This window comes from Micromonospora citrea (assembly GCF_049629545.1).
In the GTDB taxonomy this organism is placed as follows: Bacteria; Actinomycetota; Actinomycetes; order Mycobacteriales; family Micromonosporaceae; genus Micromonospora; species Micromonospora citrea_A.
The window spans coordinates 132,796-143,413 of sequence record NZ_JBNADX010000018.1 but is presented as its reverse complement, the minus strand read 5'-3'; the positions used below and the strand labels follow the sequence as shown (position 1 = coordinate 143,413).

The 10,618-nt window shown below is 74.1% G+C and carries 9 protein-coding genes; 1 reads left to right on the top strand and 8 read right to left on the bottom strand.

Going from position 1 to position 10,618, the window contains the following annotated elements; translation table 11 throughout:
- Positions 1 to 21: 21 nt before the first annotated feature.
- From argH to argC, 8 genes are read right to left on the bottom strand one after another with little or no spacing between them, the layout of a single operon-like run.
- Positions 22 to 1,485 (bottom strand): argininosuccinate lyase, encoded by a 1,464-nt coding sequence (gene argH, locus ACPFP2_RS20110; RefSeq protein ID WP_424090712.1) that lies wholly within the window; start codon positions 1,483 to 1,485, stop codon positions 22 to 24.
- Between the two features lie 14 nt (positions 1,486 to 1,499).
- On the bottom strand, positions 1,500 to 2,705 hold the full coding sequence (locus ACPFP2_RS20105) for an argininosuccinate synthase (protein WP_424090706.1): 1,206 nt from the start codon (positions 2,703 to 2,705) through the stop codon (positions 1,500 to 1,502).
- Positions 2,702 to 3,217 carry an arginine repressor gene (locus ACPFP2_RS20100; protein WP_424090705.1) on the bottom strand — a complete coding sequence of 172 codons (516 nt, stop codon included), beginning with the start codon at positions 3,215 to 3,217 and terminating at the stop codon, positions 2,702 to 2,704. The genes ACPFP2_RS20105 and ACPFP2_RS20100 overlap by 4 nt, the downstream gene beginning before the upstream one ends.
- Positions 3,214 to 4,143: an ornithine carbamoyltransferase gene (argF, locus tag ACPFP2_RS20095; RefSeq protein ID WP_424090704.1), complete on the bottom strand. Its 930-nt coding sequence runs from the start codon at positions 4,141 to 4,143 to the stop codon at positions 3,214 to 3,216. The genes ACPFP2_RS20100 and argF overlap by 4 nt, the downstream gene beginning before the upstream one ends.
- Positions 4,140 to 5,345: an acetylornithine transaminase gene (locus tag ACPFP2_RS20090; protein WP_424090703.1), complete on the bottom strand. Its 1,206-nt coding sequence runs from the start codon at positions 5,343 to 5,345 to the stop codon at positions 4,140 to 4,142. The genes argF and ACPFP2_RS20090 overlap by 4 nt, the downstream gene beginning before the upstream one ends.
- Entirely contained in the window at positions 5,342 to 6,229 is an 888-nt protein-coding gene (gene argB, locus ACPFP2_RS20085) for an acetylglutamate kinase (protein WP_424090702.1), read from the bottom strand. Before argB ends, ACPFP2_RS20090 begins: the two co-directional genes overlap by 4 nt.
- Positions 6,230 to 6,257: 28 nt before the next feature.
- Positions 6,258 to 7,430 carry a bifunctional glutamate N-acetyltransferase/amino-acid acetyltransferase ArgJ gene (gene argJ / locus ACPFP2_RS20080; RefSeq protein WP_424090701.1) on the bottom strand — a complete coding sequence of 391 codons (1,173 nt, stop codon included), beginning with the start codon at positions 7,428 to 7,430 and terminating at the stop codon, positions 6,258 to 6,260.
- Positions 7,427 to 8,428, bottom strand: a complete 1,002-nt coding sequence (argC, locus tag ACPFP2_RS20075; protein WP_424090700.1) for an N-acetyl-gamma-glutamyl-phosphate reductase — start codon at positions 8,426 to 8,428, stop codon at positions 7,427 to 7,429. The genes argJ and argC overlap by 4 nt, the downstream gene beginning before the upstream one ends.
- 309 nt (positions 8,429 to 8,737) lie before the next feature.
- On the opposite strand from argC, the gene ACPFP2_RS20070 reads away from it, so the two are divergent.
- Positions 8,738 to 10,552, top strand: a complete 1,815-nt coding sequence (locus tag ACPFP2_RS20070; protein ID WP_424090699.1) for a beta-1,3-glucanase family protein — start codon at positions 8,738 to 8,740, stop codon at positions 10,550 to 10,552.
- The last annotated feature ends 66 nt before the right edge of the window (positions 10,553 to 10,618 follow it).

The window sequence follows — 10,618 nt, the reverse complement described above, 5'->3', positions numbered from 1 at the left end:
CCGCGACCGGCCGTCACGACCTCAGCGGGGTACGACCCGCTCGGCGGCCCACTCCCGCCAGCCGGCCAGCTTGTCCGCCGCGGCGGCGAGCTGGTCGGCGACCGGGCCGGGGCCGGTGGAGCCGGGGGTGATCCGGGCGGCCAGCGCCGAACGGACCGAGAGCACGTCGCGCACGCTCGGGTCGAGGTGCTCGCTGACCGCGACCAGGTCGGCGTCGGAGACCTCGTCGAGGGCGCAGTCCCGAGCCACGCAGAGCGCCACCAGCTTGCCGGTGATCTCGTGCGCGTCGCGGAACGGGACGCCCTTGCGGACCAGCCAGTCGGCCACCTCGGTGGCGAGCGAGAAGCCCACCGGCGCGGCGGCGACCAGCCGGTCGACCCGTACCGTCATCGTGGAGATCATCCCGGCGAGCGCGGGCAGCAGCAGCTCCAGGGTGTCGACCGCGTCGAAGGCCGGCTCCTTGTCCTCCTGCATGTCCCGGTCGTACGTCATGGGCAGGCCCTTGAGCATGGTGAGCACGCTCATCAGCCCGCCGACGAGCCGGCCGGACTTGCCCCGGGCCAGCTCGGCGATGTCCGCGTTCTTCTTCTGCGGCATGATCGACGAGCCGGTGGCGAAGGCGTCGTCCAGCTCGACCCAGCCGAACTCCTGCGACGTCCAGAGCACCACCTCCTCGCCGAGGCGGGACAGGTGCACCCCGACCATCGCGGTGACGAAGAGGAACTCGGCGACGAAGTCCCGGTCGGCGACCGCGTCCATCGAGTTGGCGAAGGACGTGCGGAAGCCCAGCTCCTTGGCGACGGCCACCGGGTCCAGCGGCAGGCCGGAGCCGGCCAGCGCACCCGCGCCCAGCGGGCTGACCGCCGTGCGGTGGTCCCAGTCACGCAGCCGCTCCAGGTCGCGCAGCAGCGGCTGCACGTGCGCCAGCAGCCAGTGCCCGAAGGTGACCGGCTGGGCGTGCTGCAGGTGGGTCATGCCGGGTGCGGCCGTCTCGACGTGCCGCTCGGCCTGCTCCACCAGGGCCTCGGCCAGCTCGACCAGCCGGGCCGCCACGCCCCGGGCGTGGTCGCGCAGGTAGAGGCGCAGGTCGGTGGCGACCTGGTCGTTGCGGGACCGGCCGGCGCGCAGCTTGCCGCCGAGGCTGCCCAGCCGCTCGAGCAGGCCCCGCTCCAGGGCGGTGTGCACGTCCTCGTCGTCGATGGTCGGGCGGAACTGCCCGGAGGCGCAGGCCGCCTCCAGGTCGTCCAACGCGGCCAGGATGCGGCCCAGTTCCTCCGGGTCCAGCAGGCCCGCGCCCGCCAGCACCCGGGCGTGCGCCCGGGAGCCGGCGATGTCGTACGGGGCGAGACGCCAGTCGAACTGGACGCTCACCGACAGCCGCGCGAGGGCCTCGGCGGGGCCGCCGGCGAAGCGGCCACCCCACAGGCTCGTCCGGTTGGTGGCGGCGCTGTTCTCGGTCAGGCTCTTGTCGTCCACGCCGCCCATTGTGGTTCCCACGATCAGACGCCGCCCAGCCGGGCGGCCCGCGCGGCGGCCATCTTGCTGGGCAGGCCCCACAGCTGCACGAAACCCTTGGCGAGGGACTGGTCGAAGGTGTCGCCGGTGTCGTAGGTGGCCATGCCGAAGTCGTAGAGGCTGGCCTCGGAGCGCCGGCCGGTGACGGTGGCCCGGCCGCCGTGCAGGGTCAGCCGCACCTCGCCGGAGACGTGCCGCTGCGCGTCGTCGATGAACGCGTCGAGGCTGTCCTTCAGCGGGGAGAACCAGAGCCCGTCGTAGACGAGTTCGCCCCAGCGTTGGTCGACGCTCTTCTTGAACCGGGCCAGGTCCCGCTCGACGGTGACCGCCTCCAGCTCCTGGTGGGCGGTGATCAGCGCGATCGCGCCCGGGGCCTCGTACACCTCGCGGCTCTTGATGCCGACGAGGCGGTCCTCGACCATGTCGAGCCGGCCGACGCCCTGCGCGCCGGCACGCCGGTTCAGCTCCAGGATCGCCTGGTACGCGGTGACCGTCTCGCCGTCGACGGCGACCGGGACGCCGGCGTCGAAGGTGATGACGACCTCGTCGGCGTCGCGCGGCTCGGCCGGGTCGGAGGTGTACGAGTACAGGTCCTCGACGGGGCCGTTCCAGATGTCCTCCAGGAAGCCCGTCTCGACGGCGCGACCCCACAGGTTCTGGTCGATGGAGTACGGCGACTTCGCCGACACGTCGATCGGCAACCCCTTCTCCTCGGCGAAGGCGATCGCCTTGTCCCGGGTCCAAGCGAAGTCCCGGGCCGGGGCGACGATCTTCAGGTCGGGAGCGAGCGCGCCCAGGCCGACCTCGAAGCGGACCTGGTCGTTGCCCTTGCCGGTGCAGCCGTGCGACACGATGGTGCCGCCGTGCTTGCGCGCCGCGGCGACCAGGTGCTTCACGATCAGCGGCCGGGACAGCGCGGAGACCAGCGGGTAGCGGTCCATGTAGAGGGCGTTGGCCCGGATGGCCGGCAGGCAGTAGTCGGCGGCGAACTCGTCGCGCGCGTCGACCACCTCGGACTCGACGGCTCCGCAGTCGAGGGCGCGCTGCCGGATGGCGTCGAGGTCCTCGCCGCCCTGCCCGACGTCGACCGCCACCGCGATCACCTCGGCGCCGGTCTGCTCGGCCAGGTAGGGAATGGCGACGGAGGTGTCGAGACCTCCGGAGTACGCCAGGACGACCCGCTCGGTCATGGTGTGGTGCTCCCTTCGACGTTCTCTTCCCGGCGGGCCCAGCCGGCGAGCTTGTCACCGAGCGCAGCCCCGCCGTCGGCCTCGCGGGCCACGACGAGGATGGTGTCGTCGCCGGCGATGGTGCCGACGACCTCGGACAGGCCCGCCCGGTCCAACGCGCTGGCCAGGTACTGGGCTGCGCCCGGCGGGGTGCGCAGCACGGCGATGTTGCCGCTGGCGTCGACCCCGTTGAGCAGCTCGCGCAGCAGCCGCACCAGCCGGGCGGGGGCCGCCTCGGCGTCCCGCAGCGGCCGGTGACCGTCCTCGGGGATGACGTAGACGGCTCGCCCGTCGCCGCCGCGGGCGGTGACCGCGCCCAACTCCTTCAGGTCCCGCGACAGGGTGGCCTGGGTGACCTGGATGCCGTCACCGGCGAGCAGGTCGGCCAGCTCGGTCTGGGAGCGGATCGCCGTGTTGCGGATCAGCTCGACGATGCGGGCGTGCCGGGCGGCACGGGTCAGCGGGGCGGTCATGGTGTCGATGCCTCCAGGAGAAACGTCAGCAGCGCCTTCTGGGCGTGCAGGCGATTCTCCGCCTGGTCGAACACGGCGCTGCGCGGGCCGTCGAGCACCTCGTCGGTGATCTCCTCGCCCCGGTGTGCGGGCAGGCAGTGCAGCACGATCACCTCCGGCCCGGCGTGGGCGAGCAGCGCGTCGTTGACCTGGTACGGCAGGAACGGGGTGATCCGGTCGAGCCCGTCGTCCTCCTGGCCCATCGAGGTCCAGGTGTCGGTGGCGACCACGTCCGCGCCGCGCACCGCCTCGACGGGGTCGACGAGCACGCGGACCGAGGCACCGGTGCCGGTGGCGATCTTCTCGGCCCGGGCCACGATCTCCGGGTCGGGCTGGAAGCCGGCCGGCCCGGCGATCCGTACGTGCATCCCGGCGGTCGCCCCGGCCAGCAGGTACGAGTGCGCCATGTTGTTCGCCGCGTCCCCGACGTACGCCAGGGTCCGTCCCTGCGTGGCGCCGAGGCGCTCCCGGACGGTGAGCAGGTCGGCCAGGAGCTGGCAGGGGTGGTAGTCGTCGGTGAGCGCGTTGACCACCGGCACGCCGGCGTTCGCGGCGACCTCGGCGATCCGGTCGTCGCCGTGGGTGCGCAGCACGATCGCGGCGACGTAGCGGGAGAGCACCCGGCCGGCGTCGCCCAGGGTCTCGCCCCGCCCGAAGTGGGTGACCTGGGTGTCCACCACGAGGGGGTGCCCGCCCAGTTCGGCGATGCCGACGTCGAAGGAGATCCGGGTGCGCAGGCTCTGCTTGTCGAACAGGACGGCCACCGAGCGCGGCCCGGCGAGCGGCTGGTACGCGAACCGATCGGTCTTCATCCGCGCGGCGATGTCGAGCACGGCCGACTGCTCGGCGGGGGTCAGGTCGTCGTCGCGCAGGAAGTGCCGGATCATGCGCTGGCCTCCGTGCCGGTCGCGGGGGTCGGGGCGGGGGCGGCCGCGTCCAGGGCGGCGGGCAGGGCGGCCAGGAAGGCGTCGACCTGTTCGGCGGTGAGGATCAGCGGCGGAGCGAGCCGGACCACCCCGGGCTGCACCGGGTTGACCAGGAAGCCCGCGTCGCGCAGGGCGGCGGCCACCGGGGCGGAGACCGGCTCGGTGAGCACGATGCCGAGCAGCAGCCCGGCGCCGCGCACCTGGGCGACCAGCGGATGCCCGAGCGCCTCGACGCCCCGGCGCAGCCGCTCCCCGGTCCGCTTGACGTGGTCGAGCAGTCCCTCGCTGGCGATGGTGGCGACGACCGCGAGCGCGGCGGCGCAGCTGACCGGGTTGCCGCCGAAGGTGGTGCCGTGCGAGCCGGGGGCGAGCAGTGCGGCGGCCCGGCCGAAGGCGAGGCAGGCGCCGATCGGCAGCCCGCCGCCGAGCCCCTTGGCCAGGGTCACCACGTCCGGCTCGACGCCGTCGGCCTGATGGGCGAACCAGTGCCCGGTGCGGCCGACGCCGGTCTGCACCTCGTCGAGGACGAGCAACGCGCCGTGCCGGGCGGTGATCCGCCGGGCCGCGGCCAGGTAGCCGGCCGGGGGTACGACCACGCCGTTCTCGCCCTGGATCGGCTCCAGGATCACCATGGCGGTGGCGTCGGTGACGGCCGACTCCAGGGCGGCGACGTCGCCGTACGGCACGTGGGTGACGTCGCCGGGCAGCGGGCGGAACGGGTCGACCTTGGCCGGCTGGCCGGTGAGCGCCAGCGCCCCCATGGTGCGGCCGTGGAAGCCACCCTCCGTGGCGACCACGTGCGAGCGGCCGGTGAGCCGGGACAGCTTGAAGGCCGCCTCGTTGGCCTCCGCGCCGGAGTTGGCGAAGAAGACCCGACCGGGCCGACCGGCCAGGGCCAGCAGCAGCTCGGCCAGCGCCACCGGAGGCTCGGCGACGAAGAGGTTCGAGACGTGCCCGAGGGTGGCGACCTGCTTGGACACGGCGGCCACCACGGCCGGGTGGGCGTGGCCGAGGGCGTTGACCGCGATGCCGCCGAGCAGGTCGACGTACTCCCGGCCGGCCTCGTCGACCACCACCGCGCCGGAGCCGGAGACCAACGCCAGCGGCGGGGTGCCGTAGTTGTCCATCAGGGCCTGGCCCCACCGTTCGACAAGCGTGCTCATGAGTCGGTCACCATGGTTCCGAATCCTTCCGAGGTGAAGACCTCCAGCAGCGTGGAGTGCGCGACCCGGCCGTCGACGACGTGCGCGGCGGGCACCGCCCCGCGTACGGCCCGCAGGCAGGCCTCCATCTTCGGCACCATCCCCGACTCCAGGGACGGCAGCAGCTTCGCCAACTCGTCGGCGGTGATCTCGCTGATCAGGCTGTCCCGGTCGGGCCAGTCGGCGTACAGGCCGGGGACGTCGGTGAGGACGACCAGCTTGCGCGCCTGCAGCGCGACCGCGAGCGCGGCGGCGGCGGTGTCGGCGTTGAGGTTGTGCAGCACCCCGTCGACGTCCGGCGCGACGGTGGAGATCACCGGGATCCGGCCGGCCGCGATCAGGTCGGCCACCGCGGAGACGTCGACCGACTCCACGTCGCCGACCTGCCCGACGTCGACCGGCTCCCCGTCGACGTACGCGGGCCGCCGCACGGCGGTGAACAGGCCGGCGTCCTCGCCGGAGAGGCCGACGGCGAACGGGCCGTACGCGTTGATCAGCCCGACCAGTTCCCGGCCGACCTGCCCGACGAGCACCATCCGGACGACGTCCATCGCCTCCGGGGTGGTGACCCGCAGGCCGCCCTTGAACTCGCTGGCGATGCCGAGCCGGCCGAGCATGGCGGAGATCTGCGGACCGCCGCCGTGCACCACGACGGGCCGGAGCCCGGCGTACCGGAGGAAGACCATGTCGGCGGCGAAGGCCCGCTGGAGTGCGGGGTCGATCATGGCGTTGCCGCCGTACTTGATCACGACGGTGGCGCCGGAGAAGCGGGCCAGCCAGGGCAGCGCCTCGATCAGCGTCTCGGCCTTGGCCTGGGCCCGGGTGAGGTCGGCGGAGAGGCTCATGCCCGCACCTCCGGTCCGTTCGGCGCGCTCACGTCGAGTACGCCGAGTTCTCGTGCACGTACGCGTGCGACAGGTCGTTGGTCCAGACCGTCGCCGCCGCGTCACCGGCGTGCAGGTCGATCCGGATGGTGACGTCCCGGCCGGTCAGGTCCACCTTGGAGCGGTCCTCGGCGGCGGCGCCGGCACGGCACACCCAGATCCCGTTCACCGCGACGTCCACGCCGTCGGGCTCGAACGCGGCGGCGGTGGTGCCGACGGCGGCGAGGATCCGGCCCCAGTTCGGGTCGTTGCCGAACAGGGCGGTCTTGACCAGGTTGTTGCGGGCCACCGAGCGGCCCACGTCCACCGCGTCGTCCTCGCTGGCCGCGCCGACGACGTCGATGGCGATCTGCTTGGTGGCGCCCTCGGCGTCGGCGATGAGCTGCTGGGCCAGGTCGTGGCAGGCGGCGGTGACCGCGGCGGTCAGCTCGGCCTCGGTGGGTTCGATGCCGGACGCGCCGCTGGACAGCAGCAGCACCGTGTCGTTGGTGGACATGCAGCCGTCGGAGTCGATCCGGTCGAAGGTGACCCGGGTGGCGGCCCGCAGCGCGGCGTCCAGGCTCTCCGGCCCGGCCACCGCGTCGGTGGTGAGCACGCAGAGCATGGTGGCCATGGCGGGGGCGAGCATGCCGGCGCCCTTGGCCATGCCGCCGACGGTCCAGCCGGCGCCCCGGGCCACGGTGGTCTTGGGCCGGGTGTCGGTGGTCATGATCGCCTCGGCGGCGGCCGGGCCGCCGTCGCGGGCGAGGCCCCGGATGGCGCCGCGCACCCCGGGCAGGAGCTTGTCCATCGGCAGCCGCTCACCGATCAGGCCGGTGGAGCAGACCGCGACCTCGCCTGCGCCGAGCATCAGCCGGGGACTGACCGAGGTCAGCGCGGCGGCGGTGTGTTCGGCGGTGGCGTGGGTGTCCTGGAAGCCGGCCGGGCCGGTGCAGGCGTTCGCGCCACCGGAGTTGAGCACCACGGCGCGAACCACGCCGCCCCGGACGACCTGTTGGGTCCAGAGCACCGGCGCGGCCTTGACCCGGTTGGCGGTGAAGACGCCGGCGACCCCGGCGTCGGGGCCGTCGTTGACGACGAGGGCGACGTCGGCGGCGCCGCTGGCCTTGAGTCCGGCGGCGACACCGGCGGCCCGGAAGCCCCGGGGAGCGGTGACGGTCATGGTGCGACTCCGAAGACGGGCAGTCCGGTGGTCTCGGGGAGACCGAGCATGAGGTTGGCGTTCTGCACGGCCTGGCCGGCCGCGCCCTTGCCCAGGTTGTCGATGGCGCTGACCACGATCACCCGGCCGGAGTCGACGTCCACGGCCGCCTGGAGGTGGCAGGAGTTCGCGCCGGCGGTGGCGGCGGTGTGCGGCCAGGAGCCCTCGGGCAGCACGTGCACGAAGGGCGCGTCCGCGTACGCCTGTGCCAGCACGTCGCGCGGGTCGGCGTCGCCGGTGGGCACGGCGGTGACGGTGGCCAGGATGCCGCGCGGCATGGGCGCGAGGACCGGGGTGAAGGAGAGGCTGGTCGCGCCGGTGGCCTGCTTGATCTCCGGCACGTGCTGGTGGGCGCCGACCTTGTAGGGCGACAGGTCGCCCATCACCTCGCTGCCGAGCAGGTGGGCCTTGGCGGCCCGGCCCGCGCCGGAGGCGCCGGAGGCGGCGACGACCACCACGTCGGCGGGGAAGACCGCGCCGGCGGCGATCAGCGGGGCGAGCGCGAGGGTGGTGGCGACGGCGTAGCAGCCGGTGCTGGCGACCCGGGTGGCGGCGGCGATCGCCGCGCGCTGGCCGGGCAGCTCGGGCAGGCCGTAGGTCCACGCCCCGGCGTGCGGGCCGCCGTAGTAGCGGGTCCAGGCGTCGGCGTCGGTGAGCCGGTGGTCGGCGCCGAGGTCGACCACCCGCACTGTCTCCGGCAGGGTCGCGGCGAGGGCCGCCGACTGGCCGTGCGGCAGGGCGAGGAAGACCAGGTCCGCGTCGGCCAGGGTCGCCCTGTCGGTCGCCCCGAACACCAGGTCCAGGCCGGCGAGCTGCGGGTGTACGGCGGTGACGGGCTGACCGGCCTGGCTGTGCGCGGTGGCGGCGACCAGGTCGAACTCCGGGTGGCCGGCGATCAGGCGCAGCAGTTCGCCCCCGGCGTACCCGCTCGCCCCCGCGACCGCGACTCGAATGCCCATACCCACCTCCGCATGACTATGCAATGAAGGCTAATGGGACGACGAGTGCGGTGCAAGTTCATGCGTCCCACTGCATGAGCATGTCACGTGACGCCGGTCACCACGTCCGGGGCGACGACACCGCGAGCGGTGCCGCATTGACAGGAGCCCATGCGCGTCCGATGCTGTGAGAGCGCTCTCTGAGAGAGCGCTCTCACAGGCCCCGTCCCGGGTCCGTGACCCGCTCCCGTCCCCCACCCCGGCCACCGCCACCACCGACCCCGCGGCAGCCGGCCGAACCGGGCCCACCCCGGGCCGAAGGAGTCGTCCTTGCGTACCCCCACCAGGCTGACGCGCGTCCTGCTGGCGCTCGTCCTGGCCAGCGCCACCTCCGTCGTGACGGCGGCGTCGCTCGCCCGGGCCGTCGGCCCCACCGTGCTCCCGATGACCGTCACCAACCACACCGGCCGGGCGGAGAGCGTCCACCTCTACGTGCTCGGCGTCGACCTCGGCTCCGGGCGGCTCGGGTACGTCGACGCGGCCGGCACCTTCACCCCCTGGCCCGCCGGTGGACTGCCCCCCACCCCCGCCCCGGACGTCGCCATCGCCGGCCCCGCGCCGGGCGGCAGCACCACGCTGCGCATCCCCCGCAACCTCTCCGGCCGGGTCTACTTCTCCTTCGGGGAGAAGCTGCGCTTCGCCCTCACCCCGGACGGCCTGGTGCAACCGGCCCCCTGGGCGGCCGGCGACCCCAACCGGGACATCCTCTTCGACTGGTCCGAGTTCACCTACAACGACGCCGGGCTCTGGCTCAACAGCTCGCAGGTCGACATGTTCGCCGTCCCGCACGCCGTCACCGTGACCGGCGCCGACGGGGCCACCCGCCGCACCGGCGAGGTGGTCGACGGCGGACGGCAGGCCGTCATCGACGCCGTCCGGGCCCAGCCCGGCTGGGGCGCATCGGTGCAGACCCGCGTCGACGGCACGGTGCTGCGGGTGCTCTCCCCCGGCAAGGCCGCCGACGCCGGCCTGCTCAGCGCCACCTACCTGGACCCGTACATCACCGAGGCGTGGAACGCGTACACCACCCGGACGCTGACCGTGGCACCCTTCGCCGCGCAGCCCGAGGTGACGTACCTCGGCCGGACCAGCGGCACCACGATGACCTTCACCGACACCGCCGGCCGGCAGGTCGCCAGCTTCGCCAAGCCGTCCAGCTCCGACGTCTGGGACTGCGACGGGGCGCTCGCCGCGCCGAACGACCTGGTGGTCGGGCCGATCGCCCGTACCCTCTGCGCGGCGTTGCACCGCTCCACCCTGGGCACCCTGCACACCCAGCCCGGCGGCGGGCCGGCCGACTTCTACCGGGGTGACCTGACCAACCACTACTCGCGGATCGTGCACGCGAACATGGTCGACGGCAAGGCGTACGGCTTCGCCTTCGACGACGTGCAGGCGCAGGAGTCCCTGGTGCACGACGGCGACCCACGCGCCGCCGGCATCGAGCTGAGCCCGTTCGGCGCGGGCGGCACCCCGCCGCCCGGTCCCACGCCGAGCGCGACGACCAGCCCCGACACGAGCCCCTCGCCGAGCGCGACGGCCAGCCCGAGCACCAGCCCCTCGCCGAGCACGACGGCCGGCCCGACGCCGACCTGCCCGACCGGCCGGCACCAGGTGCAGCCCGTCGAGTACCTGCTGGCCGGCGGTGCGATGGGCGCCGACCAGGGCCCGGCGGGCAGCGCCACGGTGCCGGCGGCGAACGGCAACCACGACGGCACCCCGACCAACCCGCTGGTCTTCACCGCCTGCGGCCTCGACGGCGTCTACCGGGGCGGAGCCACCACGTTCCAACTGGCCGTCGACGCCGGCACGGCGGTGGGCAACGGCGTGCAGGCCCGGGTGTCGTACGACCTGACCGGCGACGGCACGGTCGACCGGGTGGAGACCTACCGCTACTTCGCCACCGACCCGGTCCCCGGCTGGGAGTCCTACGGGGCGCAGCAGGGGCTGCTCGCCGCCGTCGGCGCCCTCGGCGACCTGTCCAACGGGACCGTCACGGTCGAGGTCTGGAACGCCATCGGCGGCGCGCCGACCACGCTCGGCATCGGCACCCCCTCCCGGATCAGCCTGCCGTTCACCGGCTGATCCGCCGCCGTGTCCCGGGTGGCTGCCACCGCCCGGGACACGGTGGGTGGGGCGTCACCGGGACAC